This window comes from Mesorhizobium sp. WSM3224 (assembly GCF_000427725.1).
GTDB lineage: Bacteria > Pseudomonadota > Alphaproteobacteria > Rhizobiales > Rhizobiaceae > Mesorhizobium.
In genome coordinates this window covers 328,252-355,238 of the sequence record NZ_ATYO01000004.1, presented here as the reverse complement: position 1 = coordinate 355,238, position 26,987 = coordinate 328,252, and the positions used below count along the sequence as shown (strand labels likewise).

Here is a 26,987-nt window from a genome sequence, read left to right as displayed (position 1 = left end):
TTTGCCCGGCCAGCGTCACGACAGCATCGGGGTCGAGCCTTTGATCGCCGGCCTCGATTTTGAGGCACTCCTCGGCGACAAGGCCTTCGACAACAACTGGCTGCGCGCCAACCTGAATGAACGCGGCGCCGTGGCGGTCATCCCGTCAAAAGCAGACCGGGCCGGGCGCATCCCTCACGACACCGAGATGTACAAATGGCGCCATCTCGTCGAGAACTTCTTCTGCCATCTCAAGGCATTCCGACGCATTGCAACCCGTTACGAAAAGACCGATGCTTGCTTCGCCGGACTCCTCAATCTCGTCTCCGCTTTCCTCGCAATCCGATGAATGTAAACAGGCCTTAATGCATGTCGCACAGAAGTGTGCAGCGGTTCTGGGACAACGACATGCATAAAAACAAAAACTTAAAGCGTGTCGCCTGAATCCGTTTCAGCGCGACACGCTTTAGGCAGGCCTGCCACATTTATTAACGCCTGCTTAACCCTTTGGAATCATTCTGCATACGTCGTTATGCATGTCGTCCAGACCGGCGCGCGGTTTTGGAGAACGGCACGGCATGACAAGCTTGAGCGCGGAGAGCCGGAGTGAAGCTGCTAGCCGGATTGGTTGCGTCAGTCGCCTTGTACGGGGGCGTTCAGTTCCTGCATGACGGCAGCGGCCGCAGCGCCGCCAAAGAAGCCGCCGCCTCAAGCACCTATCGGCTGACGGCCAACGGCGACGAAGCAGCCTGCGCGGTCAAGCGCGGCGCCGAGGTCTCGGACGGCCTGTCGCTGCTGACAATTGCCCCGACCTGCCGCAAGCTGCTGCCCGGCATCGAGCATGCAAAATTCTGGCGCGAGCAGGCGGATGGCTCTGTCGCTTTCAGCGAAAACGGCATCGATCCGATCGTCACCTTCGGCGTTGCCGATGGCGACGGCTACGAATCCTACGCGCCGGCGCTGCCGCTTCTGTCGCTGGCGGCCGCCGGACATTAGACAGTCCTAGATGACGGCAACGGTGGAACCTTATCGTTCGCTTAGGCTGCCGGAATAGCGTGGTCGCGCCATTTCCAGAACCTCACGAGAAGCGCCCTGAACGACGCATTGCGGCGGATTTGCAGTCTTTGAGGGATAGAGGCCGAATACATATATCGCCTCAGCGATCATCTGGTTTGGTCATGTTGCCGGCGCGCCTCCTCGATCACGTCCCGATTTGAATCTGCCCAGGTCATCAAGGCCATGACTGGGGTGAGAAGCGACCTGCCGACTGCGGTCAGCTCGTAATCCACGCGCGGTGGGATCGTCGGAAAGAGGGTTCGACTGATCAAACCGTCGCGTTCCAATTGACGAAGCGTAATCGTGAGCATCCGCTGCGAGATCCCGTCGATCTGCCGTCGCAATGCATTGAAGCGGACCGGCCCATCCTTCAGGGCCACGAAGATGTAAAGGCTCCACTTATCGGCAATGCGATCGAGGATCTCCCGAACGGGACGGCAGTCGGCGTCTTCGCTTGGGGTAGGAAACTCTATGTCACTGAGTGTCATGGATGTGCCTTCTTGCGAGCAGTCAAATAGTTACCTTAATAGCGTTGGTCACAGTTTGATACCGCCAAGGAGCCACCAATGACCAACATCCTCCTCGTTACCTCTAGCCCACGCGGACCTCAGAGCCTTTCCACCCGATTTGCCCGCGACATCGCTGAAAGCCTCAACGCCCGTTCTGGCGGCATAATTGTCGAACGTGATCTTGGGGCGGCACCGCTGCCGCATATCACAGCAGCCTATATCGACGGCCGCATTGCGCCGCCCGAGACACGTGCACCCGAACAGATCGAAGCCGTCAATCTCGCTCAAAGCCTCGTTGACGAGGTTCAGGCTGCCGACGTGATTGTCATTGGCTCGGCCATGATCAACTTCGGCCCGCCGACGCAGCTCAAGGCTTGGTTTGACTACATCACTTGGCCTGGCGTCACCTTTCGCTACGACGCAACCGGTGTGATGGGATTGTTGCCCGCCAAGAAAGTCTATCTCGTGACGGCAACTGGCGGCGTCTTTTCGGAAGGCAGGAACGCCCCGTTAGACTTCCAGACCACCTATCTCTCGCATCTTCTCGGTTTTATCGGACTGACGGATATCGAAGTGGTCCGCGTGGAAGGGACACTCGTAAGTCCGGATGCCGCCAAGGCTGCGATCGCCTCCACCGAAGCACAGATCCGGGCTGCAATAGAGCGTGCCGCCTGACCCGCAAACCCATCAGTCAGCTACCGAAGAAATCGGCGAATGGTCCGATGCGAGCGGCTATGGCGATGGAAAGGATGGCAGGGCTGCCTTGCAGCTGCTGCCATCCCCGGCTCATGGTGTGCTTTGGCCTTTCATGGCTGGCCTGTCAAACGACGCGTCGATCACGTCGCGCCATGTTCCCGCAGAACGTGATCGATGCCGCATGACCAGTGCCGCCGGCAGTCGTGACCTCTGACGATTGACCTATTCCGCCGCCGCGCGAACGCCGGCTTTCGCCGCTGCGTGCAGCCGCACGGCATCGCCGAAAGCCTTGAAGATCTTGGCGGAGTTGCTGTCCGACCTCACCCAGTATTCGGGGTGCCATTGCACGCCGACCGCGAAGGCGCGGGCGTCCTTGACGGAGACCGCCTCGATCGTGCCGTCGGCGGCTAAAGCCTCGACCTGCAGTTTGGATCCGAGCCGGTCGATCGCCTGGCGATGCAGGGAATTCACCTTGATCTCACCGGCGCCGAACACGCCGGCAAGACAGCTTCCCGGCTTGATCGAGATCGTCTGGTGGATGCCGAAGCGCTCGTCCTGATTGTCGCTCACCGGCGCGCGGTGGTCGAGCGAGCCCTCGCGCTCCTGGATCTCGGTGCCCAGCGTCCCGCCGAGCGCAACGTTTAGTTCCTGGATGCCGCGGCAGATGGCGAGCAGCGGCACGCCGCGCTCGATCGCCTTGCGGATCAGCGGCAGCGTGGTGGCGTCGCGCGCCGGATCGTAGGGGCCGTTCGCCTCGCTGGGATCGCCGCCATAGAGCGAGGGATGCACATTGGATTTCGAACCCGTGACCATGACGCCGTCGACGGACGAGAGCAATTCGTCGAAATCAAGCCGGTCACCGAAGGACGGCACCATGAGCGGGAACACGCCGGCGCCGACAAGCGCAGCCTCCAGATATTGCTGCGGCGCAGCATGCCAGGTGTAGTTGTCGAACTGGCGGACATCGGTCGAGATGGCAACGAGCGGCTGCTGCATTTTGGATATGGGTTCCATTGAAGCTAACGAATTATTCTGCCTACTAAATAGGCGATCTGAAGGCACTTTGCCATGGCAAGTTTCGCCGCCTTGCATGGGCCAGGTTCATCGGCGTTAAACTATAGTTGCAGGCAGGCCCGCGAATGGCCGGAACCTTGGCTGCGATGCTGGACACGACCTTTCGCCTGTGTATGTTTCTTCTCCTACCGATCCGGGCAGCGAGGATGTCCGAACGTCGGTCTGTTGATCCGCAAGGGAGGAAACTGCATGGATCGTCGTTCATTCATCCGCAAGGCCGGTGTGTCCGGCGTGGGCGCCGCGGCGGCCGCGGCACTTGCCACGCCGGCCATTGCCCAGTCCAATCCGAAAGTGACCTGGCGGCTGGCATCGTCCTTTCCGAAATCGCTCGACACGATCTATGGCGGCGCCGAAGTCTTCTCCAAGATGCTGTCGGAAGCGACCGACGGCAATTTCCAGGTCCAGGTCTTTGCGTCTGGCGAGCTGGTACCCGGCCTGCAGGCAGCCGACGCCGCCGCCGGCGGCACCGTCGAAGCCTGCCACACGGTGGCATACTATTACTGGGGCAAGGACCCGACCTGGGCGCTGGGCGCCGCCGTGCCGTTCTCGCTCAATGCGCGCGGCATGAATGCCTGGCATTACCATGGCGGCGGCATCGACCTGTTCAACGAGTTCCTTGCCACGCAAGGGCTGTTCGGCCTGCCGGGCGGCAACACCGGCGTGCAGATGGGCGGCTGGTTCCGCAAGCAGATCAACACGGTCGCCGATCTTTCCGGCCTTAAGATGCGCATCGGCGGCTTTGCCGGCAAGGTGGTGCAGAGGCTCGGCGTCGTGCCGCAGCAGATCGCCGGCGGCGATATCTACCCGGCGCTGGAAAAGGGCACGATCGACGCCGCCGAATGGGTCGGTCCCTATGACGACGAGAAGCTCGGCTTCTACAAGGTCGCGCCCTACTACTACTATCCCGGCTGGTGGGAAGGCGGCCCGACCGTGCACCTGATGTTCAACAAGGCCAAGTACGAGGAGCTGTCGCCGACCTACAAGTCGTTGGTGCACACCGCCGCGCAAGCCGCCGACGCCAACATGCTGCAGAAATACGACTATCTCAATCCGGCGGCGGTGAAGCGGCTGGTCGCGGGCGGCGCCAAGCTGCAGCCGTTCAGCCAGGAGATCATGGCCGCCTGCTTCGAGAAGGCCAACGAGGTCTATGCCGAGATGGAAGCCTCGAACGCGCCGTTCAAGAAGATCTGGGACTCGATCAAGGCCTTCCGCAAGGAGCACTACCTCTGGGCCCAGGTCGCCGAATACAACTACGACACCTTCATGATGGTGCAGCAGCGCAACGGCAAGCTGTAGGCGGGGCCCTCCTTCTCCCCTTGTGGGAGAAGGTGGATCGGCGCGCAGCGCCGAGACGGATGAGGGGTACTCCAGGGAACGCCAGCGTCTCACTCCGCTGGAACACCCCTCATCCGTCGCCTTCGGCGACACCTTCTCCCACAAGGGGAGAAGGGAAGAACCAGCACCTCACCCCTGGCCCGGCACCACCAGCACCTTGACCTCGCCCGGCGCGGGCGGATTGGCGATCACATCTGGCGCTTCCTCCAGACTGACCTGCTTTGAAATCAGCCTGTCGACTTCGATCGCGCCCGAGGCGATCAGTTGCGCCGCCCGGCCATGCGTAAAGGGGTTGAGGAAGGAACCGAGCACCTTCAGTTCGCGGAACAGAAGGTCGAAGGGCTCGATTTCCACCTTCATGCCTTGCGGCACCACGCCGACGATGACGACCGTGCCGCCGGCCTTCGCAATCCGCATCGACTGCTCGACCGTGTCGCGCACGCCCGCGCATTCCAGCACCACGTCGACACCGCCCGGCACAAGGCCGGACGAGCCTGCGATGGCTTCGATGGGATCATTTGCGCTCGGGTCGACCGTTGCCGTCGCGCCGAGTTCCTCGGCCAGCGCCCGGCGCGAGGCCTGCCTGGTCGACAGGATGATGGTCGCGGCGCCCGCGAGCTTGGCCAGTTGTACGACGAGCAGGCCGATGACGCCGCCGCCAAGCACCACCACCGACGAGCCCGGCCGGATAGCGGCAAGGTCGACGCCGTGCAGGCAGCACGCCAGCGGCTCGCAGAAGGCGCCATGCGTCGGCTTGAGGCCGGCGGGCAGCAGGAAGGCCTGGTTTCGCGGCATCACGACATAGTCGGCGAAGCCGCCGTCGCGGTGGATGCCGATGGCCCTGAGATTGCTGCACAGATTGACGCGGCCGGCATGGCAGTGCGCGCAGCGCCCGCAAGCGATGTTGGGATCGCCGGTGATGCGGTCGCCGACGGCAATGCCGGACACCGCATCGCCGACGGCCTCGACGATGCCGCAGAATTCATGGCCGAGCGTCACCGGCGGAGTGCAGGGAAACTCGCCATGGAAAAGATGCCGGTCGGTGCCGCAGACGCCGCAGGCCTCGATGCGCACGAGAACGTCCTCGAGCCCGGGAACGGGTTTCGGGACCTCGCGCAATGCAATGTTGCCCACCGCTTCCAGCCGTACGGCTCTCATGGGTATCACCTCAATTGAATTTGGGTGGCTGCGACAGATCTTGCGCCGGCTCCGCCGGCTTGGCAGGTGCGTCGCCGAAGTTCGGCGGCTGCGACAGATCGGACGTGCCGGGTGCCGCCGGCGCCGTGCCGCCATTTGCGGGTGCCGCCCCTTTGTCCGCCGGCGGCGTGCCGAGCGGCGAAAGCCCCGGCATGTCCGGCAGCTTGATATCTATCGTGCTCGGCTCGGCCACCGTGCCTTTGTAGTGCATCACCATTTGCGGGAAAGCGATGGTCAGTCCGATCATCAGCACCTGGATGCAGACAAAGGGCACCGCGCCCCAATAGATCTGGCCGGTGGTGATCGGCTGGATCTTCTTGCCGGTGAGGCGGTCGAGATAGGGCACGCGGGCGGCGACAGAGCGCAGGTAGAACAGCGCGAAGCCGAATGGCGGATGCATGAAGCTGGTCTGCATGTTGACGCCGAGCAGAACGCCGAACCAGATCAGGTCGATGCCGAGCTTGTCCGCGGCAGGCGCGAGCAGCGGCACGATGATGAAGGCGAGCTCGAAGAAATCGAGGAAGAAGGCGAGCACGAAGACGAGGATGTTGACGCCGATCAGGAAGCCGGTCTCGCCGCCGGGCAGCGAGGTCAAGAGGTGCTCGACCCAGATATGGCCGTTGACGCCGTAGAAGGTGAGCGAGAAGACGCGCGCGCCGATCAGGATGAAGAGCACGAAGGACGACAGCCTGGTCGTCGAGGCCAGCGCCTGCTTGACCACGTCAAGCGACAGTCGCCCCTTTGCCGCCGCCATGATCAATGCGCCTACGGAGCCCATGGCGCCGCCTTCGGTCGGCGTGGCGATGCCTAGGAAGATGGTGCCCAGCACCAGGAAGATCAGCGCCAGCGGCGGGATCAGCACGATGATCACCTGCTGCGTCAGCCTGGACATCATGTTGATGTTCAGGCCCTTGTCGGCAATCGCCACGACATAGATCAGGATCACGCCGACGCAGGCGCCGAGGATGTCGGCATTGTCGCCATGCGTTGGCGCCAGATAGCGATAGGCCGCATAGGAAGCCGCGACCGCCACCAGCAGCGCCGCCACCAGCGACAGCACGCCATGGCCGAGCGTGCGAGCCTCCAGCGGCAAGGCCGGCATCGATTTCGGCCGGATGATCGACATGACCAGGATGTAGGCCATGTAGATACCGGTCAGGACCAGGCCGGGGATCAGCGCGCCGGCATACATGTCGCCGACCGAGCGGCCGAGCTGGTCGGCCAGGACGATCAGCACCAGCGAGGGCGGGATGATCTGGGCGAGCGTGCCGGAGGCGGCGATGACGCCGGATGCCAGGCGCCGGTCGTAGCCGTAGCGCAGCATGATCGGTAGCGAGATCAGGCCCATCGCGATAACGGAGGCCGCGACCACGCCCGTCGTTGCGGCAAGCAGCGCGCCGACGAAGATCACCGCATAGGCGAGGCCGCCGCGGACCGGTCCGAACAGCTGGCCGATCGTGTCGAGCAGGTCCTCGGCCATGCCGGACCGTTCGAGCACGATGCCCATGAAGGTGAAGAACGGGATGGCCAGCAGCGTGTCGTTCGACATCACCCGGCTGCCGTAGAAATTGTCGGGCAGCGCATGCAGCAGCGGCCAGGCAAGGTTGATCGATCCGCCGGAATAGGGCGACAGCACGACGCCGATGAAGAAGAACATGAGGCCGTTGGCGGCGAGCGAGAAGGCGACGGGGTAGCCGATCAGCAGAAAGATGATCAGCGAGGCGAACATGATCGGCGCCATGTTCTGGGCGATGAACTCGATCATGAGCGCACTTCCCCGGCCAGCGCCTTGGCTTCCTCGGCCAGCGCCTTCGCCTCGAGCTCTGCCTGCTCATGTGCCGATATGAAGGGATTGGGATCGTCCATGTGACCGCGCATGATGGCGATCTTCTTGATAATCTCGGAGATGCCCTGCACCGCCAGAAGGAAGAAACCGACCAGCAGGATTGCCTTTGCCGGCCAGATGATCAGCCCGCCGGAATTGTTCGACATTTCTCCGCTTCGGTACGACAGCGACACGTAAGGCACGAAATAGATCACCATCAGCACCACGAAGGGCATCAGGAAGAACAGGTGGCCGAGCAGGTCGATCCAGTGCTGCATGCGGCGTGAAAACATGCCGTAGACGATGTCGATGCGGATATGGTCGTTCTGCCTCAGCGTGTAGGCGGCGGCCAGCATGAAGGCGGCGCCGAACAGGTACCACTGCAGCTCCAGCCAGGAGTTCGACGAAATGTCGAACACCTTGCGGATGACGGCATTGCCGGCGCTCACCAGGATCGCGAACAGGATCAGCCATGAGACCCAGCGGCCGATGAATTCGTTGATGCGGTCGATCGTCCTGGAAAGAGCGAGAAGCCCTGCCATGCACATTCCTCCCTGGCGCATCGGCCCGAAAATCGCATGCGATTTTCGGAAGGCACGATGCGTAAACTCAAAGCGCCGCTGCGCGCCCGATTCCCCCTCCGGTGTCGCGCCGCTTGGCCCAACGGTATGCAGTGCGTGGTACGGATGGTCAACATGACAAAGGCGCGCCCGGCGGAAGGCAGGCACGACGAGTGTCGGTCAGCGGCTGGAATCCGCTGCCTTACGAAACGTCATTCAACCAAAGTCTGATGCTCAGGCGATCTTGGCCTGGTCGCGGCCGGCACCGATCAGCATCAGCATGGCGACGAGGAAGAGGTAGATCCAGGCGTCGCGCCATTCGAGCGGGAAATAGCCGGCCCAGAGCGATTCCGCCATGCCGAAGGCCGCGGCGCCAAGCGCCGCCTTGAGCGGCGACAGATAGCCGCCGACCGCCGTCACGAACAGGATCTTCAGGCCGTAGACCAGCCCGGTGCCGAAGCTGACATTGCCGTAATAGAGACCGGCAAGCACGCCCGCCAAGGCCGCGCAAAAGCCGCCATACAGCACCGCGCGGCGGAACACGGCGCGCACGTCGATACCGCACATCGCCGCCGCTTTCGGATCGTCCGAGACGGCGCGCCAGGCGCGGCCGAAGCGTGAATGCGAAAACAGCCAGGCCGCCAGCGCCACCACCGCGATGACGCCAGCGCAGTCGAGCAGTTGGATGACGGTGAGCGTGACCTTGAAGCCGTCACCTTCAGCGAAAATGACGGGATCGGCGAGCATCGGCGGTAGCCAGAGGTCGTGCGTGTCGGCTGCGATGCGGCTGGCCTCCGACAGGAAGAGCAAGATGCCGAGCGTCGTCACCACGATGGCGTTGGGCGAGCGGTCGGCGAGCTTTTCGAATACGTTGCGCGACAATACGTGGCTGATCAGCGCGGCGTAAAGCAGGGCGGCAACCACGCCGAGCGCGACCGAGGCGGCCAGCGTCAGCCACAGCGCCTGGTAGCTGAAGGCGGCGGTCAGGATCATCGTCTGGCCGCAAAAGGCGAACACCGCGCCATAGGCCAGATTGGTGCGGTGCAGGATGCCGTTGGTCAGCACATAGCCGAAGGCGAGCAGCGCATAGAGCGCGCCCGAATGCAGCCCGTTCAGCACCTGCTGGTAGAAATAGAGCATGCGGCATCCCAAGAGCAATTCCAGGAAAAGTGCGTACCGGTTTTCCGTTCGGAATTGCGCAAAAACAAAGACTTAGAGCGGTCGGCGATTCTGTGAAACGCTGAAACGCTCTAGGGCCGTCCCCTCGGCCACATTCGAAGCGTCGCATCCGGAATCTAACTTGTCAAATACGTTTTATCGGTTAGATTTCTGTCATGACGGTATCCTGGACCCCGCACCGCTTCACCGGTGGCATTCTGGCGCTCGATACGGCGAACACCGTCGTATTGCGCAACGATCCGGAAAAGACTTTCGACCGTTTCGACGATCCGGTCGAGATCGCCCGTTTCGCCGAGGCGGCGAGCGGTTTTCGCGCCGCCGAGCTCGGCGGCCGGCGGCTGGAGGCGGCGGAGCCGAACGATGTAAAGCCGACTGTCATAGCCATCCGCGAAACGACCGATCGATTGTTCCGCAACGCCGTGTCGAAAGGCGCGATCGCCACCGGGCTTCTGTCGAATTTCCTCACGGCCTGCGCGGAAGGGCTGTCGGGCCGCGCTGTGGAAATCGGTGCGCCCGGTCAGCCTTTCGGTGATCCGGCAACGCCCATCGCCTTCGAGGCGGCGCTTTCCGTGTCGGCGCTCTCGCTTCTGTGCGACGACACTTTGGCGAGGCTCAGGATCTGTCCCAATTGCAGTTGGCTGTTCGTCGACCGCAGTCGCAACTCCAGCCGCCTCTGGTGCGACATGGCCGTTTGCGGCAACCGCCAGAAGGCCAATCGTTACTATCGCCGCCGCACGGCGGTCAGGGAGGCAAGCAATGCCTAAAAGGTTCTCACGTTCGGTCGTTCTTTGTGTCGTCCTGATTGCCGCGGTCGCGCTCGGCGCCTGCCGCGACACCGGCAAGGATCAGCTCTTTGCCATCTCGGGAAAACTGTTCGAGTTCAACTACCGGCTGGCCATCGCCACCTATGTCATCACGCTGAGGCCGCTGCGGCCGATGGTCGACGGCCAGGTCGCGGTCGTGAGCTTCCAGAACCCGGCCGGCGGCGATCCGATCATCGTCAACCAGAAGATCTGGCCTAAGCTGCCCCACATCACGCTGACCAGTCCGCCGCTTACCTGCGTGGTCAAGGACAAGCCCTATGCCGTCTCGATCCGCATCCAGGATGCGAGCGGCACGTTGCTGCAAAGCATCGACACCACCATGACGTCGTCCGAGGATCAGACGATGCTGCCGGACCGGCCTCTGGTGATCGGTCCGAAATACGAACTCAACCCTGACCTCGCCGGTCATCCGGACGGCAAACTGCCCGATGCGCAGAAGCCGGATTGCTCGAAAGCGACCTGAAACGCACGCATCCGCGCGAAATTTTTGTTCCTCGCGAAGCGATTAGCATCATCTTGCGTGCGCCGCTGGCTACTCGCCAGACCGTTTGTTGCGTGTTACTTGGCTCCTGCGATTTTATTTGACCTCTCCCGTAAGGGAAGAAAGACTGCGGCGTCCCACTCCGACGCTGGCTGCCTGATATGGGGCGCCTCCGCAGAGGAAATACCTGATGACGCTGCACGACGTCGCGCTCGACGACAAGTTCGATCTTGGCAAGGAGCGCATCTTCCTGTCCGGCGCGCAGGCAGTTGTGCGCATGCTTCTGATGCAGCGCGAGCGCGACCGCCGCGCCGGCCTCAACACCGCGGGTTTCGTCTCCGGCTATCGAGGCTCGCCGCTGGGCGGCCTCGACATGCAGCTGTGGCGGGCGAAAAAGCAGCTTGCGCAATCCGATATCGTCTTCCAGCCCGGCCTCAACGAGGAACTCGCCGCCACGGCCTGCTGGGGCTCGCAGCAGACCGAACTTCTGGGCGAGGGCACGCATGACGGTGTTTTTTCGGTCTGGTACGGCAAGGGGCCCGGCGTCGACCGTTCCGGCGACGTCTTCCGCCATGCCAATCTTGCCGGTTCGTCGAAGCATGGCGGCGTGCTCGCCCTGATGGGCGACGACCACATGGCAGAATCCTCCACCAACGCGCATGCCACCGAATTCCTCTTCGTCGACACCATGGTGCCGATCCTCAATCCGGCCGGTGTCCAGGAGATCATCGATTACGGTCTCTACGGCTTCGCCATGTCGCGCTTCGCCGGCACCTGGGCGGCGATCAAATGCGTGAAGGACAACATCGAATCGACGGCTTCGGTGGACGCCTCGATCGAGCGGCTCAACATCGTCATTCCCGAATTCGACATGCCGCCGGGTGGCCTGAACATCCGCCACGAGATCGACATGCTCGGCCAGGAAGAGCGGCTGCACGAACATAAACGCGCCGCAGCTTCGGCTTTCATCCAGGCCAATGGTCTCAACCGCATCGTCTATTCCGGCGGCCGCAATCCGAAGCTCGGCGTCATCACCATCGGCAAGAGCTATCTCGATGTCCGCCAGGCGCTGGAGGATATCGGCATCGATGAAGCGGCGGCCAACCGCATCGGCATCCGGCTGTTCAAGGTCGGCTGTCCGTGGCCGCTCGACCTGCAGCACATCGCCGAATTCGCGCGTGGCCTCGACACCATCGTCGTCGTCGAGGAAAAGCGCTCGCTGATCGAGGTGCAACTGCGCGAGAACCTCTACGGCACCGCTACGCGGCCGGTGATCGTCGGCAAGAAGGACGAGCGCGGCGATTGGCTGTTTCCGGCCAAGGGCGCGCTCGATCCGAACGAGATCGCCATCGCGCTCGGCGAGAGGATCCTGCGCACGATCGGCCCGTCGGAAGAAATCGCCGCGCGCGTCGCCAAGCTGCGCCAGTTCCAGGCTATGCTTGCCGACACTGTCGACATCGGTTCGCGCACGCCCTTCTTCTGCTCGGGCTGCCCGCACAATTCCTCGACCAAGGTGCCGGATGGCTCGATCGCCGCCGCCGGTATCGGCTGCCATTTCATGGCGCTGTGGATGGACAGGAACACCGTCGGCTTCACCGCCATGGGCGGCGAGGGCGCGCAATGGGTCGGACAGGCGCCGTTCTCCAAACGGGACCACATCTTCCAGAATCTTGGCGACGGCACCTACAATCATTCCGGCGTTCTGGCGATCCGCTTCGCGCTGTCGAGCGGCGCCAGCATCACCTACAAGATCCTCTACAACGACGCGGTTGCGATGACCGGTGGCCAGCCGCATGAGGGCGGCCTGACGGTCGACATGATTGCCAGGCAGGTGCGCGCCGAGGGCGTCGACCGCATCGCCGTCGTCACCGACGAGCCCGACAAATATGCCGGCAAGGCTGATTTCCCGGCCGGCATCACCATCCATCACCGCGACGATCTCGACCTCGTCCAGCGCGAATTGCGTGGGCTCAAAGGCGTTTCCGTTCTCGTCTATGACCAGACATGCGCCGCCGAAAAACGCCGCCGCCGCAAGCGCGGCACCTTTCCCGATCCCGACAAGCGCGTCTTCATCAACGAATTGGTCTGCGAAGGCTGCGGCGATTGCGGCGTGCAGTCGAACTGCGTCTCGATCCAGCCGGTAGAGACCGAATTCGGCCGCAAGCGCCGGATCGACCAGTCGAGCTGCAACAAGGATTTTTCCTGCCTCAACGGTTTCTGCCCGTCTTTCGTCACCGTGCATGGCGGCAAGATCAGGAAGGCCGAAGGCATTGCCGGCAGGGCCGATCCCCTCGACGGCGTGCCCGTGCCGGCTGAATTCCGCATGGGCAACCAGGGCTGGGCGGGGATCATCGACGGGGTCGGCGGCACCGGTGTCGTCACCGTCGGCGCGGTGCTCGGCATGGCCGCGCACCTGGAAGGCAAGGGCTGCGGCATGATCGACATGGCGGGCCTTGCCCAGAAGGGCGGCTCGGTCTTCACCCATGTCCGCATCGCCCCGACGCCCGAGGACATCCACGCCATCCGCGTTTCGGCCGGCAAGGCCGACCTCGTGCTCGGCTGCGACCTCGTCGTCTCCGGCGCCAAGAAGGTGCTGGGCGCGGTGCGCGAGGGCCACACGATCTTCCTCGCCAACACCGCCGAGATCATGCCCGGCGAATTCACCCGTTCCGCCGACTTCTCGCTGCCGGTCGAGCGGCTGAAGAAAGCGATCCGGGCGGCCGCCGGCGACGACAAGGCGCATTTCTTCGACGCCACCCGCACGGCAACCGCTTTGTTCGGCAATTCGCTCGGCGCCAACATGTTCATGCTTGGCTTCGCCTTCCAGCATGGCGGCCTCCCGCTCTCGGCCGAAGCTGTTGAAAAGGCGATAGAATTGAACGGCGAAGCGGTGGCGATGAATATCGCCGCGTTCCGCTGGGGCCGCCGCGCCGCGCACCAGCCCGACTTCGTGCGCGGCCTCGTCGGCCAGACGGGCAAGCCGGCGCCCAGACTGGCTGAAACACTCGATGAGGTCATTGCGCGTCGCGTCACCTTCCTCACCGCCTATCAGAACGCCGCCTACGCCAGGCGCTACGCCGATCGCGTGGCGACGTTGCGCGCCGCCGAAGCCAAGGCCGAGCCTGGCTCGACCGCGGTGACCGAGGCCGTCGCCAGGAATCTCTTCAAGCTGATGGCGATGAAGGATGAGTACGAGGTGGCGCGGCTCTACACAGACGGCACTTTCGCCGCCGACCTCGCCAAGCAGTTCCAGGGCTACGAGAGGCTTGAATTCCATCTCGCGCCGCCGATCCTTGGCCGGCGCGGCAATGACGGCACGCCCAGGAAATCCAGCTTCGGCCCGTGGATGATGAAGGGCTTTCGGCTGCTGGCGGCGATGAAGGGCCTGCGCGGAACCGCTTTCGACCTTTTCGGCTACACGGCCGAGCGGCGCATGGAGCGGCAGCTGCTGAGAGAGTACGAAGCCGATCTCGACCTCATCGCCGGCGCGCTGGCGCCGGGCCGGGTGCAGGCCGCCGCGGCCCTTGCCTCCGTGCCGGCGCTCATCCGCGGCTATGGCCATGTCCGGCAGGCCAGCGCAGGGAAAGCGGCAGGCGAGCGCTCGCGGTTGATCGAGCGCTTGACCCAAGCCTCCGCGGAGCCTTCGCTTCGGGCAGCGGAGTGACCGCGCCCGCGCGTTGACGGCGCGCCAAAACTCCCCGGATTCCCTGGTCTGTCCCGCCTGCCGCAACCCTCCGCGACCGGGGTTGAGCGCTGTTCTAAGCCTTTCTTAAGGCGGGTGTGGCATGACAAGGCTTAGCGTTGGGCCGACGATATGGGCAGAGCAAAGACCGAAGACATCCCGGCGGATGTTTATATCCAGTTCGTGCGGGCGTTGTCCGACAACGCCTACATGCTGGTGGTCGGCGGCGTATGCTACTGGATCCTCGGATTGACGATCTACCTGCGGACTGGCGATCCGCTGTATCTTGGCTTCGCCTTCGTTCTGTTGTCGGTCAGCCTCTGGCGTTACTTCAGCATCCGCAGCTTCCAGCGGGCAGGCGGCACCATACCCACTGTCGAAAAGGCAGAGGCGTGGGAACGCGGTTACATTCTCAAAGGCAGTGCGCAGGGCCTCGCATTGGGGTCATTGTGTTTCGTGTCGATCTACCTGCGTCCCGATGCCTTCGCCGAACTGGCGTCTGTGTCGTTGGCATTGACCACCCTGCTCACGGTTGTCGGCCGAAGCTACGGGTCCAGGCGCATGGTGCAGATTTTTGCCGTGACCCTCATTGGGCCGGCAGCACTTGCGCTCTTCCTGCGCATGGACATCCCCGACTTCGTCCTCGGGCTGATGATCATTCCGACGATAATCGTCACCATCAGCAGCGCCGACCATGTCCGCAACGTTCTGTTCTCGGCGGTCATCGGTCACAGGCAGGCGAAGGAGTTGGCGCAAAGATTCGATCGGGCGCTAAATACGATGTCGCATGGCCTTGTCATGCTCGACTCGAACGGCAAGGTGGTCGTCGCCAACGCCGAGGCGGCACATTTGATGTCATTGAAATCGCCGGGCACGCTGCTGGGGCGGGCGATCCACGGCCTCCTGATGCGCGGCGTTGCCGGCGGCATGCTGGCCCCGAAAGACTGCCGCTACATCGAGGCGCAACTGACGCGCGCCCTGCGCGAAGGTCGCGACCGCAAAGTGCTGGTCTCGCTCGCCAACGGCCAGCATTACGAATTCTCCGCCCGTGAAGGCAGCCAGGAACTGGGCGTCATCACCTTCGAGGACGTGACGGCCCGCGTCGAGGCGGAGGAAAAGATCCGCTTCATGGCGCGCTACGACAATTTGACCGGCCTGCCGAACCGCGCCTATTTCCACGAACTTGTCGGCGAGGCCATGGCCTCCGGCGAGCAGGAGCGGCTCTGCGGTCTGGCGGTGCTGGATCTCGACGACTTCAAGAGCGTCAACGACACCCTCGGCCATCCTGTCGGCGACGGGTTGATCTACGCCGTGGCCGAGCGTCTCGCGGCGATTGCCGGACCGGGCATCACGGTCAGCCGCTTCGGCGGCGACGAGTTCATGATCTTCTTCGACCGTGTCGAGGACGAGAGCCATCTCAGCACCCTGCTCGACCAGATATTCGCGAATCTGCAGGGCGAGGTGGACGTCGCCGGCCACGGGTTGCGCATCCAGACCAGCGGCGGCGCGGTGCTGTCCAAGGTCCAGGGCACCGACGTCGATGCCATGATCGTCAAGGCCGACCTTGCCCTCTACAAGGCCAAGGAACTCGGCAAGAACAGCTGGCGGCTGTTCGAGGCCGCCATGGATGCCGCCTTCCGCAATCGCCAGCTGATGAAGGCCGATCTGCGCAACGCCGTGCAGGCCAGGGAATTGCGCGTCGTCTATCAGCCGATCGTGGCTGTCAGCACCATGCGCATCGCCAGTTGCGAGGCGCTCTGCCGTTGGGACCATCCCGATCTCGGCCCGATCTCGCCTAGTGTCTTCATCCCCCTGGCCGAGGAGATGGGTATCGTTTCCGACATAAGCACTTTCGTGCTGGAGGCGGCTTGCGCCGAATGCGCCAAATGGCCGGCCCAGACCAGCGTGTCGGTCAACCTCTCGGCCAAGGACTTCCGCAATCGCGATATCGTCCAGAAGGTCAGGGATGCCTTGGCCAAGTCGGGCCTGGCGGCGCACCGGCTCGAAATCGAGGTCACCGAGACCGCCCTGCTCGACGACAAGTCGCTGACGCGCGAGTCGATCGAGGAATTGAAGGCGCTTGGCGCGCGCATCGCGCTTGACGATTTCGGAACCGGCTACTCCAGTCTGAGCTATCTCCATAAACTGCCGCTCGACAAGATCAAGATCGACCGCTCTTTCCTGGTCGATCTAAACCAGAACCGGCGGTCGCTCGATCTTCTGAAGGGCATCGTCGGTCTGTCCCGGACATTGGGCCTTTCGGTTACCATCGAAGGGGTCGAGACCTTCGAGCAGCTCAAGACGCTGGTCCATTTGGTCAAGCCGGACTTCGTGCAGGGCTTCCTGTTCGGCGCCGCGCTCAGCGCATCGGGCATCGAGACGATGTCGAGCGTCACATGGCCATTTGCCGCCGACCTGCACATCGCTGGCAAACGGACAGCCAGCTAAAAGCAATCCCAGGAAAAGTGTGAAGCGGTTTTCCGGCCGGGATTGCGTTTGAACAAAGAGCAATTCCAGGAAAAGCGTGAAGCCGTTCTCTATCTGGAACTGCATTCAAACACAGAGCGAATTATTCATTTAATGAAATACCGATCGCTCCGGCATCCGTCTAGACCACTATGTCTTGGCGCTTTCAAGATCTGACTTCAGAATAATTTTGATGACAGCCGCCAGATCGGATCGGACGACTTCCGGCTGCGCCGTTGCTTTTTGCGTGCAAGATCGGTGAAATGACTGCTTCCGTTAAGGTTAACAAGCGGTAAATCAGCAATATCGAATTTTCAGCTTTGTGTCTCATTTCAACTCGAATAGCTTACATCCAGGCGGAATTCGAGGATTGGCAATGGATGCTGCGAGGAAGAGTGCGTCGGCTGATGCCGGCGCGAAAGACGGTTCGGTGCTGAACCGATCGATCATGCAACTGTTAGAGCATGTCGAGTATCGTCTCATTACTGGGGGCGAGGATTTGGAGGCGATCTACCGGCTTCGTTATCGATCCTACCTACGCTCAGGCATGTGCGGCCCGATCGCCAGCGGCATGTTCGAGGATCGCTGGGACAATCTGCCCAATTCCTACCGGTTCGGTATCTACTGCTACGGCGAATTGGTCAGTACAGTGCGCCTCCACTATATTACCAGCGAACATCCGTATTCGCCCTCCGTCGACGCCTATCCCGAAATATTGATCGAGCGGCTTGCCCGCGGAGAAAGCTTCATCGACGGAACCCGGTTCGCGACCGACCCGGACAGCGCGCCGGCGCCCGGAGTGCTGCCTTTCCTGACGCTCAGGATTTGCATGGTGGCCTACAGTTATTTTCGCCAGACCGCGATGTTTATCCCGATTAAGTTGGAGCATTCCGCTTTTTATAGCCGCTTCTTCAGCGCCAAGCAGAGGACCGAGGGCAAGGCGTTTCCGGGCGTTGTCCCTCCGCTCGCATTATTCGAAATTCCCGGCAATGAAGAGAATGTTCACCGGATACTCGACCGGTTGCCGTTCTTCAGATCGACAGCGACGGAGCAAAGGCTGATGTTCGGCAATCCGGCCATCAACCGGCTGACGCCTCTCTCGATTGTGCCGACGGCCAAATACTATCGCACCGCTGCCTGAACGCGGGCCATGAACCTTTCGCCGGCTGCGCCGTTATCAGGACCGCAGCCCAGCCTGACAGGCGATCGCGCCTGTCATAGGAAAGGATCCCCCAAATGACCATCCACTCGTTCGCGCTGACGCCGCTGATCTCGCTGATCGCCGGTGTGCTGATCCTGGTGATGCCGCGGCTCCTCAACTATATCGTCGCGCTGTACCTGATCGTCGTCGGCCTGCTCGGCCTGTTCCCCCACCTCGCCAGCTGAAGGTCCGTCAGCCCGCGAAAAAGCGCAGGGCTGCTGCCACGATCGCTTCAGGGGCATCTTCCTGCATGAGATGGCCGGACCCGGTAATGAGGGTCAAGGCGCAATCCGGCAGCAGGGCCGCGAGCTTCTTGCCTCGCTCGGGTGGAATCCAGCGATCTTCTTCTCCCCACAGCAAAGCCACCGGACAGCGGAATTCGGCATAGAGCGGCTCGACCTCGTCGGTAAAACGCTGATCCATCTGGGCGATCTGGCGATAGAAAGCCGACTGGCCAATCGGCCCCGTCCACGGCGCGATATAGGGCTCGAGCTCGCTGTCGGACAGGGGCCTGGCAGCAGCGCCCGCAACATACGTTTTTAGGATCGCCGCCTGGATGTAGTCCGGCACGCCTGCGAAGGCGGCTTCGTGCTGCCGGACATGCTGGACAAAGGGCGAGCCCCAGGGACGCACCGCCACCGGATCGATCAGCAGCAGCCTTTCATAGTTGCAACCGTCGATCAAATGCGCGCGCAAGGCTGTGGCACCACCGAAATCATGGGCGATGACTTTAGGCCGCTCAAGCTTCCAGAAACCCAGCATTGCCGCCAGCGCCCTGTTCTGGATGCCCAGCGAAACATCCTGGCCTTCCCGTTTGTCGGATCGCCCATACCCGGGAAGATCGTAGAAATATAGCGTATGGTCGCGCGCCAGTTCAGGAGCGACCCGATGCCAGACATGCGAGGAGAACGGCGTTCCGTGGACGAGCACAATCGGTGGCCCGGAGCCGGCCGTGCCCCAGGCGATGCTGATGCCGTTCCAGTCAAATTTCTGTGTCGGCGAGATCATGGCGCTTCACCGTTCGGCCGATGTTGTCGGCGACAGTAGCCTCTCCTTACGTCGCCAAGGAATCGCGAAATTATCACAGTATGTTCAAAGCCGCTGATGCCGTTTGTCGCCGAGATCCAGCGCCGCGTCGGCAGCCGGCTTCAACTTTCCCTTGAGGCAGTTGTCGCAGGCTGTGCGGCAATAGCGCCATTGCTCTTGGTTCGGCTTTTCGCTATGTGCCTCAAAGGCATTTTCGAAGGGGTACTTCCATGGCTGAACACACGCCGACCGGTCCTGTCGAGCTTGGCGCGCAGATGGACTATGCCGAGCACGACCGTACCTATAAAGGCTTCCTCGGCCTGGCCAAATATGGCTCGCTGGTCTGTGCCGCCATCCTTATCGCAATGGCCTTCGGCTTTTTCGTCGGCGGCTTCTTTTCAGGCCTCATCGTGTTCATCCTGATCACGGCCATCGGCACTCTCATTCTGCGGTAGACTTCCCAAGCCCATTGCCCTCGACGTCGCCGGACGTCCCGGCCGACGCCTTGCGTAATCAAGGTTCCAGCCGAAAGGATCATCCGGTGGGACAAATAGTGTTCATCCCTCGTGAGCTTGACCCGAACGAGCCGCGCGTCGCGGCCTCGCCGGAGACAGTCAAACGTCTGGCGGCTCTCGGCTTTGACGTAATCGTCGAAAAGGGCGCCGGTCTCCGGTCCCGCATCCCCGACCAGGATTTCGCCACGGCGGGTGGCGCGATCGGCAATGCTGCCGACGCCAAGAAGGCCGATGTCGTGCTGAAGGTGCGCCGGCCGACGGATGCGGAGCTGAAGGGCTACAAGTCCGGCGCGGCGGTCATCGCCATCATGGACCCCTACGGCAACGATGCCGCCGTCGCGGCTCTTGCCAAGGCCGGCGTCACCGCCTTCTCGATGGAATTCATGCCGCGCATCACCCGCGCCCAGTCGATGGACGTGCTCTCCTCGCAGGCCAATCTCGCCGGCTACCAGGCGGTGATCGACGCGGCCGCCGAATATGACCGCGCGCTGCCGATGATGATGACCGCGGCGGGCACCGTGCCGGCGGCCAAGACCTTCATCATGGGCGTCGGCGTTGCCGGCCTGCAGGCGATCGCCACGGCGCGCCGCCTCGGCGCCATCGTCACCGCCACCGACGTGCGGCCGGCCGTGAAGGAGCAGGTGCAGTCGCTCGGCGCCAAGTTCCTGGCGGTCGAGGACGAGGAGTTCAAGGCAGCCGAGACGGCCGGCGGCTATGCCAAGGAAATGTCGAAGGAATACCAGGCCAAGCAGGCGGCGCTCACCGCCGAGCACATCGCCAAGCAGGACATCGTCATCACCACCGCGCTGATCCCGGGCCGTCCGGCGCCGAAGCTGGTCTCCGCCGCCATGGTCGCTTCGATGAAGCCGGGTTCGGTGATCGTCGATCTCGCTGTCGAACGCGGCGGCAATGTCGAGGGCGCGGTGCCCGGCAAGGTCGTGACGACGGAAAACGGCGTCAAGATCGTCGGCCATCTCAATGTGCCGGGCCGCGTTGCGGCATCGGCTTCGCTGCTCTACGCCAAGAACCTCTACGCCTTCCTCGAGACCATGGTCGACAAGGCGGCGAGAGAGCTTGCCATCAAGCGCGACGACGACCTGGTCAAGGCGACCATGCTGACCGACGGCGGCAAGGTCGTGCATCCGAACTTCGCCAAGGCGGCGGAGGAGCCGCGCACCGAGCCGGCTGCAATACCGGCTTCGACTATGGTCGCCGACGCTTCCGGCAAGAAACCGGCGCCGAAAAAGAAAGCCGCAGCCAAGTCGCCCTCGACCAAGCCAGAAGGGACCGCGTGATGGAACAGCTGCAGAAAGCTCTCGACCAGCTCGATCAGGCGACCGCCGCCGTACGGCTCGCGGTGCAGGATCTCGCCAACAACGCGCCGGGCGCGGCCGACGCCGCCGGCAGCGCCGCGCACGCCATCTCCGGCGGCGCCATCGATCCCTTCGTCTTCCGCTTCGCCATCTTCGTGCTGGCGATCTTCGTCGGCTATTATGTCGTGTGGTCGGTGACGCCGGCCCTGCACACGCCGCTGATGGCCGTCACCAACGCCATCTCCTCGGTCATCGTCGTCGGCGCGCTGCTCGCCGTCGGCATTGCCGCCTCCGGCCTGGCCGCGGGCTTCGGCTTCGTCGCGCTGGTGCTGGTCTCGGTCAACATCTTCGGCGGCTTCCTCGTCACCCAGCGCATGCTGGCCATGTACAAGAAGAAGGAAAAGTGACGTGAACGCCAACTTCGCTTCCTTCCTCTACCTCGTCTCCGGCGTGCTGTTCATCATGGCGCTGCGCGGGCTGTCGCATCCGACCACCAGCCGCCAGGGCAATCTCTACGGCATGATCGGCATGGGCATCGCCATCGCCACCACGCTGGCGCTGGCGACCCCGTCGGCCGGACGCTTCGGCCTGATCGTGCTCGGCCTCGCCATCGGCGGCGGCGTCGGTGCCGTCACCGCGCGCCGCATTGCCATGACCTCGATGCCGCAGCTGGTCGCCGCCTTCCACAGCCTCGTCGGCTTCGCTGCCGTCATGGTCGCCGCGGCCGCCATCTACGCGCCCGAAAGCTTCGGCATCGGCACGGCGGGCGATATCCACGCCCAGGCGCTGATCGAGATGAGCCTTGGCGTCGCCATCGGCGCCATTACCTTCACCGGCTCGGTCATCGCCTTTCTGAAGCTCGACGGCCGCATGTCCGGCAAGCCGATCATGATCGGCGGCCGCCACCTGATCAACATCGCCCTCGGCGTCGCGCTGGTCGTGCTGATTGTGCTTTTGGTCACCACCGAATCCAAGCTCGTCTTCTGGCTGATCGTGCTGGCCTCGCTGGTGCTGGGTGTGCTGCTCATCATCCCGATCGGCGGCGCCGACATGCCGGTCGTGGTGTCTATGCTGAACTCCTATTCGGGCTGGGCCGCGGCGGCGCTTGGCTTCACGCTCGGCAACCTCGCGCTGATCATCACCGGCGCGCTGGTCGGCTCGTCCGGTGCGATCCTGTCCTACATCATGTGCAAGGGCATGAACCGCTCCTTCTTCTCGGTCATCCTCGGCGGCTTCGGCGGCGAGACGGCCGCCGTTGCCGACGACGGCATCGAGCGCACCGTCAAGCAGGGCTCGGCCGACGACGCCGCCTATCTGATGATGAACGCGCAGAAGGTCATTATCGTGCCAGGCTACGGCATGGCGGTCGCCCAGGCGCAGCACGCGCTGCGCGAGATGGCCGACAAGCTCAAGGCCAACGGCGTCGAGGTCAAATACGCCATTCATCCGGTCGCCGGCCGCATGCCCGGCCACATGAATGTGCTGCTCGCCGAAGCCAGCGTGCCTTATGACGAGGTGTTCGAGCTGGAGGATATCAACTCCGAATTCGCGCAGGCCGACGTCGCCTATGTCATTGGCGCCAACGACGTCACCAACCCGTCCGCGCGCGACGACAAGTCCTCGCCGATCTACGGCATGCCGATCCTCGACGTCGACAAGGCCCGCACCTGCCTGTTCGTCAAGCGCTCGCTCGGCTCCGGCTACGCCGGCATCGACAACACGCTGTTCTACAAGGACGGCACCATGATGCTGCTCGGCGACGCCAAGAAGATGACCGAGGAAATCGTCAAGGCCATGGATCACTGACCAGCCGCAGCTTCCGCAACAAAAAGGCCCGGTGGATGTGAACTGACCCCGTAAAGTTGGACACAACCTTCGGGGTCAGTTCAGATGCCGGGCTTTTTTTGTTGAGTGTGTAAGTCCCGCTCAAATGTCCAGATTGGCGACCGACAGCGCATTGTCCTGGATGAACTCGCGGCGCGGCTCGACTTCGTCGCCCATCAGCCGCGAGAACAGCGAGTCGGCGTCCGTCGCGTCGTTGACCTTGACCTGCAGCAGCGAGCGCACATTCGGATCGAGCGTCGTTTCCCAGAGCTGCTCGGCGTTCATCTCACCAAGACCCTTGTAGCGCTGCATGGTCAGTCCCTTGCGGCCGGTCGCGAAGACGGCATTGAGCAGCGCCAGCGGCCCCGAGACGGTTTCGGAGACATCCTTGCGGCGCAGCACTGGAGGCGTCCCATAGACCTCGCTGAGGCGCTGTGCATAGCGGTCGAGCTGGCGGGCGTCAGCCGAATTGATCAGTGCCATGTCGAGATGGGCGTATTCCTTGACGCTGCGCACGGTGCGCTCGAATACATAGCCACCGGTCCCTTCGTTCGACGTCGACATCCGCCCTGTCCAGCCGCGCTCCGTGTCCTCGGCGATGATGTCGAGACGTTGTGCGACCCGCTCGGCCATCGCGTTGGCGCGGCCAAGATCGTCAAGCACATCGGGATTGAGCGCGCCGGCAATCGCCGCCTGCTCGACGACGCTACGGCTGTAGCGCGTGTGCAGCCCGTTGATGAGCTGGCGCACGGCTAGCGCATCGTCGATGGCGCTGCGCAGATCCTGTCCGGCCCGAACCTCGCCGGAGCCCAGCGCAAGCGAGGCTTCCTCCAGCCCGGAGCCGATCAGGAATTCCTCGAAGGCGCTTTCGTCCTTGAGGTATTGCGAGCTCTTGCCGCGCGTCACTTTGTAGAGCGGCGGCTGGGCGATGTAGAGATGGCCGCGCTCGATCAGCTCCGGCATCTGCCGGAAGAAGAAGGTGAGCAGGAGCGTGCGGATGTGGGCGCCGTCGACGTCGGCGTCCGTCATCAGGATGATCTTGTGGTAGCGCAGCTTGTCGGCGTTGAACTCGTCCTTGCCGATCGAGGTGCCGAGCGCGGTGATCAGCGTGCCGATCATGTCGGAGGAAAGCATGCGGTCGAAGCGCGCGCGCTCGACATTGAGGATCTTGCCGCGCAGCGGCAGGATCGCCTGGTTTTGGCGCGAGCGCCCGCCCTTGGCCGAGCCGCCGGCCGAGTCACCCTCGACGATGAAGATTTCCGACTTCGCCGGATCGCGTTCCTGGCAGTCGGCCAGCTTGCCGGGTAGCGAGGTGACGCCGAGCGAGCTCTTGCGCGTGATATCGCGGGCCTTGCGCGCGGCCTCGCGCGCGGCAGCAGCCTGGATCACCTTCTCGACCACCACCTTGCCTTCGGCCGGGTGTTCTTCCAGCCAGGTACCGAGCGCCTCGTTGACCAGGCTCTCGACCACCGGGCGGACCTCGGACGAGACCAGCTTGTCCTTGGTCTGCGATGAGAATTTCGGGTCAGGCACCTTGACCGAGAGAACCGCGGTCAGGCCTTCGCGGCAATCGTCGCCGGTCAGCGAGACCTTTTCCTTCTTGGTCTGGCCGGAGGACTCGCCATAGCCGGTGACCTGCCTGGTCAGCGCGGCGCGGAAGCCGGCCAGATGCGTGCCGCCGTCGCGCTGCGGGATGTTGTTGGTGAAAGCCAGCACATTCTCGTGGTAGCTGTCGTTCCACCACATCGCCACTTCGACGGTGATCCCGTCGCGCTCGGCGCGGATGGCGATCGGCGTCTCGATCAGCGGCTTCTTCACCCGGTCGAGATATTTGACGAACTCCTCCAGGCCGCCGTCATAGTGCAGCTCATGGCGCACCAGGTCGGCATGGCGCGCGTCCGTCAGCACGATGCGCACGCCCGAATTGAGGAAGGCGAGCTCGCGCAGCCGGTGCTCCAGCGTGTTGTAGTCGAACTCGACCATGGTGAAGGTCTCGGACGACGGAAAGAAGGTGATCTCGCTGCCGCTGCGGCCCTCATATGTGCCGGGCTGCTTGTCCTGCACGTAGCTGCCGGTCACCTTCAACGGCGCGTCGGCATTGCCATGCGTGAAGCTCATCTCGAAGATTTCGCCGTTGCGGCGGATCTTGAGCTTGAGCCATGCTGAAAGCGCGTTGACCACGGAAACGCCGACCCCGTGCAGGCCGCCCGAGACCTTGTAGGAGTTCTGGTCGAATTTGCCGCCGGCATGCAGCTGCGTCATGATCACTTCCGCCGCCGAAACGCCTTCGCCGGAGTGGATATCGGTCGGAATGCCGCGGCCATTGTCGATGACGGTGACGGAACCGTCGGGGTTGAGCGTCACCGAAACGAGGTCGGCATGGCCGGCCAACGCCTCGTCGATGGCGTTATCGACCACCTCATAGACCATGTGATGCAGGCCCGAGCCGTCATCAGTGTCGCCGATATACATGCCCGGCCGCTTGCGCACGGCATCCAACCCCTTCAAAACCTTGATGGAATCGGCGCCGTACTCGGCTTCCGCGCCAATGGCGCTTTCGATCTGGTCGCTCATAAATACCTGTCTGATTGATGTCGCTGATCCGGTGTGGAAAAATGGTCCCGAATCGCGCCGTTTTGATGTCCTAGATATAGGCGCAAACGGCCGTTTTTCCAAGGTTTTACGGGCATTTTGCCAGCTTGGCGACAAGCAGGATCGAAAATGCTTCCGCGCCTTTGTAACGCGACCGGCGAACAAACCCTAGAACGTGCCTGCACTCGCAAAAATCATGTGGGTGACCTGCCGCTCGGACACGTGGACGCCCGCTTCGTCGGACACTACATTCGGCGCTGTCAGCGGAGCATCTTCATGGACACGCAGCCTGCCCCCTTCGTGCCGCCCGCGCCGAAGCCGCGCACCACGCCGCCTTCGACGCTGGAGATGATGCGCATCGTCTACCGCAACCCGCTCGAATTGTGGGGCGAGCATACCTACAACGAGCCCTGGATTTCGGCGAACGGCGTGGGCGGACATCTGATCGTCGCCAACGATCCCGGCCTCATCCGCCACGTGCTGATCGACAACGCCAAAAACTACAAGATGGCGACGGTGCGCCAGCTGATCCTGCGCCCGATCCTGCGCGACGGCCTGCTGACCGCCGAGGGCGAGGTCTGGAGGCGCTCGCGCAAGGCGATGGCGCCGGTATTCACGCCGCGCCACATCTTCGGCTTCGCCCAGCCGATGCTGAAGCGCACGCTGGACTTCGTCACCCGCTACGAGACCGGTGGCATGTCGGACATTGCCCACGACATGACGCTGCTCACCTATGACATCCTCGCCGAGACGCTGTTTTCCGGCGAGATCGCCGGCGAGCCCGGAAGCTTCGCCAGCGAGATCGACCGGCTGTTCGAGACCATGGGCCGCGTCGATCCGCTCGACCTGTTGCGGGCGCCCGAATGGCTGCCGCGCCTGACCCGCATCCGCGGCCGCAAGACCATGGCCTATTTCCGCAACATCGTCGCCGGTACGGTGAGGATGCGCGAAGAGCGCATGAAGCGCGATCCCGACGGCGTGCCGCAGGATTTTCTGACGCTTCTCCTGCGGGCCGAGGGACCGGAGGGGCTGACGCGCGCCGAAGTCGAAGACAACATCATCACCTTCATCGGCGCCGGCCATGAGACGACCGCGCGTGCGCTGGGCTGGACGATCTATTGCCTAGCCGAGGCGCCCTGGGAGCGTGACAAGGTCGAGCAGGAGATCGACGCGGTGCTGGCGCGCGAGCCCGATCCGACGAAGTGGCTGGATGCCATGCCGCTCACCCGCGCCGCTTTCGAGGAGGCGCTGCGCCTCTATCCACCGGCGCCCTCGATCAACCGAGAGCCGATCGAGCCCGAAACCTGGAACGGTCTTTACATCCCGAAATACGCCGCCGTGCTGGTGATGCCCTGGGTCGTGCACCGCCACCGCAAGCTGTGGGACAGGCCGGACGCGTTCATGCCGGAGCGGTTCCATCCGGAAAACCGCGACCGGATCGACCGCTTCCAGTACCTGCCCTTCGGTGCCGGCCCCCGCGTCTGCATCGGCGCCAGCTTCGCCATGCAGGAGGCGATCATCGCGCTGGCGATCCTGTTGTCGCGCTTCCGCTTCGACGCGACTCCTGAGACCCGGCCATGGCCGGTGCAGAAGCTCACCACGCAGCCGCAGGGCGGCCTGCCGATGCAGGTCTCCCGGCGCCTGAGTTGAGGT

General features: G+C 63.1%; 22 protein-coding genes and 1 pseudogene. 15 read left to right on the top strand and 8 right to left on the bottom strand.

From position 1 onward, the window contains the following. The coding region (locus YU3_RS0110525) for an IS5/IS1182 family transposase (RefSeq protein WP_027166201.1) at positions 1–328 on the top strand (328 nt) is incomplete at its 5' end. Positions 329–585: 257 nt separating this feature from the next. Beyond that, entirely contained in the window at positions 586–975 is a 390-nt protein-coding gene (locus YU3_RS0110520; protein ID WP_027166200.1) for a hypothetical protein, read from the top strand. Positions 976–1,142: 167 nt separating this feature from the next. On the opposite strand, the gene YU3_RS0110515 is transcribed toward YU3_RS0110520, so the two are convergent. After that, positions 1,143–1,523 carry a helix-turn-helix domain-containing protein gene (locus tag YU3_RS0110515; protein ID WP_027166199.1) on the bottom strand — a complete coding sequence of 127 codons (381 nt, stop codon included), beginning with the start codon at positions 1,521–1,523 and terminating at the stop codon, positions 1,143–1,145. Between the two features lie 78 nt (positions 1,524–1,601). Between YU3_RS0110515 and YU3_RS0110510 the strand changes: the two genes are divergently transcribed. Further along, positions 1,602–2,219 carry an NAD(P)H-dependent oxidoreductase gene (locus YU3_RS0110510; protein ID WP_027166198.1) on the top strand — a complete coding sequence of 206 codons (618 nt, stop codon included), beginning with the start codon at positions 1,602–1,604 and terminating at the stop codon, positions 2,217–2,219. Between the two features lie 243 nt (positions 2,220–2,462). On the opposite strand, the gene YU3_RS0110505 is transcribed toward YU3_RS0110510, so the two are convergent. Beyond that, positions 2,463–3,236, bottom strand: coding sequence for a gamma-glutamyl-gamma-aminobutyrate hydrolase family protein (locus tag YU3_RS0110505; RefSeq protein ID WP_027166197.1), 774 nt, complete (start codon positions 3,234–3,236; stop codon positions 2,463–2,465). Positions 3,237–3,503: 267 nt separating this feature from the next. Here YU3_RS0110505 and YU3_RS0110500 point away from each other — a divergent pair, with 267 nt between their 5' ends. Then, the gene (locus tag YU3_RS0110500; RefSeq protein ID WP_027166196.1) at positions 3,504–4,610 is read left to right on the top strand and encodes a TRAP transporter substrate-binding protein; all 1,107 of its coding nucleotides are present in this window, start codon (positions 3,504–3,506) and stop codon (positions 4,608–4,610) included. Between the two features lie 168 nt (positions 4,611–4,778). Here the strand turns inward: YU3_RS0110500 and YU3_RS0110495 are convergent, their stop codons facing one another. The 4 genes from YU3_RS0110495 to YU3_RS0110480 form a co-directional block, all read right to left on the bottom strand. Then, the gene (locus YU3_RS0110495; protein WP_027166195.1) at positions 4,779–5,807 is read right to left on the bottom strand and encodes a zinc-dependent alcohol dehydrogenase family protein; all 1,029 of its coding nucleotides are present in this window, start codon (positions 5,805–5,807) and stop codon (positions 4,779–4,781) included. A 10-nt stretch (positions 5,808–5,817) separates the two neighbouring features. Beyond that, entirely contained in the window at positions 5,818–7,611 is a 1,794-nt protein-coding gene (locus YU3_RS0110490; protein ID WP_036258235.1) for a TRAP transporter large permease subunit, read from the bottom strand. Then, complete coding sequence (locus tag YU3_RS0110485) at positions 7,608–8,213, bottom strand: TRAP transporter small permease subunit (protein WP_027166193.1); 606 nt, start codon at positions 8,211–8,213, stop codon at positions 7,608–7,610. Before YU3_RS0110485 ends, YU3_RS0110490 begins: the two co-directional genes overlap by 4 nt. A 252-nt stretch (positions 8,214–8,465) precedes the next feature. Next, on the bottom strand, positions 8,466–9,371 hold the full coding sequence (locus YU3_RS0110480; RefSeq protein ID WP_027166192.1) for a branched-chain amino acid ABC transporter permease: 906 nt from the start codon (positions 9,369–9,371) through the stop codon (positions 8,466–8,468). A gap of 194 nt (positions 9,372–9,565) precedes the next feature. Here YU3_RS0110480 and YU3_RS0110475 point away from each other — a divergent pair, with 194 nt between their 5' ends. The 6 genes and pseudogenes from YU3_RS0110475 to YU3_RS39195 all read left to right on the top strand — a co-directional run bounded on the left by YU3_RS0110475 (position 9,566) and on the right by YU3_RS39195 (position 18,249). Beyond that, positions 9,566–10,174: a CGNR zinc finger domain-containing protein gene (locus tag YU3_RS0110475; protein WP_027166191.1), complete on the top strand. Its 609-nt coding sequence runs from the start codon at positions 9,566–9,568 to the stop codon at positions 10,172–10,174. Next, positions 10,167–10,697: a hypothetical protein gene (locus YU3_RS0110470; protein WP_027166190.1), complete on the top strand. Its 531-nt coding sequence runs from the start codon at positions 10,167–10,169 to the stop codon at positions 10,695–10,697. Before YU3_RS0110475 ends, YU3_RS0110470 begins: the two co-directional genes overlap by 8 nt. 202 nt (positions 10,698–10,899) lie before the next feature. Further along, positions 10,900–14,379, top strand: a pseudogene (locus YU3_RS0110465) (indolepyruvate ferredoxin oxidoreductase family protein); the annotation flags it as partial. Positions 14,380–14,529: 150 nt separating this feature from the next. Next, positions 14,530–16,845, top strand: a complete 2,316-nt coding sequence (locus YU3_RS0110460) for an EAL domain-containing protein (protein WP_027166188.1) — start codon at positions 14,530–14,532, stop codon at positions 16,843–16,845. 394 nt (positions 16,846–17,239) lie between these two features. Beyond that, positions 17,240–18,004, top strand: a complete 765-nt coding sequence (locus YU3_RS0110455) for a hypothetical protein (RefSeq protein WP_027166187.1) — start codon at positions 17,240–17,242, stop codon at positions 18,002–18,004. Between the two features lie 95 nt (positions 18,005–18,099). Continuing rightward, the gene (locus YU3_RS39195; protein WP_073989262.1) at positions 18,100–18,249 is read left to right on the top strand and encodes a DUF3096 domain-containing protein; all 150 of its coding nucleotides are present in this window, start codon (positions 18,100–18,102) and stop codon (positions 18,247–18,249) included. Positions 18,250–18,256: 7 nt separating this feature from the next. On the opposite strand, the gene YU3_RS0110445 is transcribed toward YU3_RS39195, so the two are convergent. Next, entirely contained in the window at positions 18,257–19,072 is an 816-nt protein-coding gene (locus YU3_RS0110445; protein ID WP_027166186.1) for an alpha/beta hydrolase, read from the bottom strand. Between the two features lie 248 nt (positions 19,073–19,320). Between YU3_RS0110445 and YU3_RS0110440 the strand changes: the two genes are divergently transcribed. The 4 genes from YU3_RS0110440 (at position 19,321) to YU3_RS0110425 (ending at position 22,724) form a co-directional block, all read left to right on the top strand. Continuing rightward, positions 19,321–19,545 carry an aa3-type cytochrome c oxidase subunit IV gene (locus YU3_RS0110440; protein WP_027166185.1) on the top strand — a complete coding sequence of 75 codons (225 nt, stop codon included), beginning with the start codon at positions 19,321–19,323 and terminating at the stop codon, positions 19,543–19,545. A gap of 86 nt (positions 19,546–19,631) precedes the next feature. Next, positions 19,632–20,900, top strand: a complete 1,269-nt coding sequence (locus YU3_RS0110435; RefSeq protein ID WP_027166184.1) for a Re/Si-specific NAD(P)(+) transhydrogenase subunit alpha — start codon at positions 19,632–19,634, stop codon at positions 20,898–20,900. After that, entirely contained in the window at positions 20,900–21,325 is a 426-nt protein-coding gene (locus YU3_RS0110430; RefSeq protein WP_027166183.1) for an NAD(P) transhydrogenase subunit alpha, read from the top strand. The genes YU3_RS0110435 and YU3_RS0110430 overlap by 1 nt, the downstream gene beginning before the upstream one ends. A 1-nt stretch (position 21,326) precedes the next feature. Then, positions 21,327–22,724: an NAD(P)(+) transhydrogenase (Re/Si-specific) subunit beta gene (locus YU3_RS0110425; protein WP_027166182.1), complete on the top strand. Its 1,398-nt coding sequence runs from the start codon at positions 21,327–21,329 to the stop codon at positions 22,722–22,724. A gap of 120 nt (positions 22,725–22,844) precedes the next feature. Here YU3_RS0110425 and gyrB read toward each other — a convergent pair whose 3' ends face one another. After that, entirely contained in the window at positions 22,845–25,316 is a 2,472-nt protein-coding gene (gyrB, locus tag YU3_RS0110420; RefSeq protein WP_027166181.1) for a DNA topoisomerase (ATP-hydrolyzing) subunit B, read from the bottom strand. Positions 25,317–25,610: 294 nt separating this feature from the next. Here gyrB and YU3_RS0110415 point away from each other — a divergent pair, with 294 nt between their 5' ends. Beyond that, a complete protein-coding gene (locus YU3_RS0110415) occupies positions 25,611–26,984 on the top strand; it encodes a cytochrome P450 (protein WP_027166180.1) in 1,374 nt (457 codons plus the stop codon). Positions 26,985–26,987 lie beyond the last annotated feature (3 nt).

Coding starts and splice junctions, on each gene's coding strand:
- YU3_RS0110500 (WP_027166196.1), top strand. CDS start 3,504: ATGGATCGTCGTTCATTCATCCGCAAGGCCGGTGTGTCCGGCGTGGGC.
- YU3_RS0110415 (WP_027166180.1), top strand. CDS start 25,611: ATGGACACGCAGCCTGCCCCCTTCGTGCCGCCCGCGCCGAAGCCGCGC.
- YU3_RS0110495 (WP_027166195.1), bottom strand. CDS start 5,807: ATGAGAGCCGTACGGCTGGAAGCGGTGGGCAACATTGCATTGCGCGAG.
- YU3_RS0110475 (WP_027166191.1), top strand. CDS start 9,566: ATGACGGTATCCTGGACCCCGCACCGCTTCACCGGTGGCATTCTGGCG.
- YU3_RS0110460 (WP_027166188.1), top strand. CDS start 14,530: ATGGGCAGAGCAAAGACCGAAGACATCCCGGCGGATGTTTATATCCAG.
- YU3_RS0110485 (WP_027166193.1), bottom strand. CDS start 8,213: ATGGCAGGGCTTCTCGCTCTTTCCAGGACGATCGACCGCATCAACGAA.
- YU3_RS0110440 (WP_027166185.1), top strand. CDS start 19,321: ATGGCTGAACACACGCCGACCGGTCCTGTCGAGCTTGGCGCGCAGATG.
- YU3_RS0110455 (WP_027166187.1), top strand. CDS start 17,240: ATGGATGCTGCGAGGAAGAGTGCGTCGGCTGATGCCGGCGCGAAAGAC.
- YU3_RS0110505 (WP_027166197.1), bottom strand. CDS start 3,236: ATGCAGCAGCCGCTCGTTGCCATCTCGACCGATGTCCGCCAGTTCGAC.
- YU3_RS0110430 (WP_027166183.1), top strand. CDS start 20,900: ATGGAACAGCTGCAGAAAGCTCTCGACCAGCTCGATCAGGCGACCGCC.
- YU3_RS0110470 (WP_027166190.1), top strand. CDS start 10,167: ATGCCTAAAAGGTTCTCACGTTCGGTCGTTCTTTGTGTCGTCCTGATT.
- gyrB (WP_027166181.1), bottom strand. CDS start 25,316: ATGAGCGACCAGATCGAAAGCGCCATTGGCGCGGAAGCCGAGTACGGC.
- YU3_RS0110510 (WP_027166198.1), top strand. CDS start 1,602: ATGACCAACATCCTCCTCGTTACCTCTAGCCCACGCGGACCTCAGAGC.
- YU3_RS0110490 (WP_036258235.1), bottom strand. CDS start 7,611: ATGATCGAGTTCATCGCCCAGAACATGGCGCCGATCATGTTCGCCTCG.
- YU3_RS39195 (WP_073989262.1), top strand. CDS start 18,100: ATGACCATCCACTCGTTCGCGCTGACGCCGCTGATCTCGCTGATCGCC.
- YU3_RS0110515 (WP_027166199.1), bottom strand. CDS start 1,523: ATGACACTCAGTGACATAGAGTTTCCTACCCCAAGCGAAGACGCCGAC.
- YU3_RS0110480 (WP_027166192.1), bottom strand. CDS start 9,371: ATGCTCTATTTCTACCAGCAGGTGCTGAACGGGCTGCATTCGGGCGCG.
- YU3_RS0110445 (WP_027166186.1), bottom strand. CDS start 19,072: ATGATCTCGCCGACACAGAAATTTGACTGGAACGGCATCAGCATCGCC.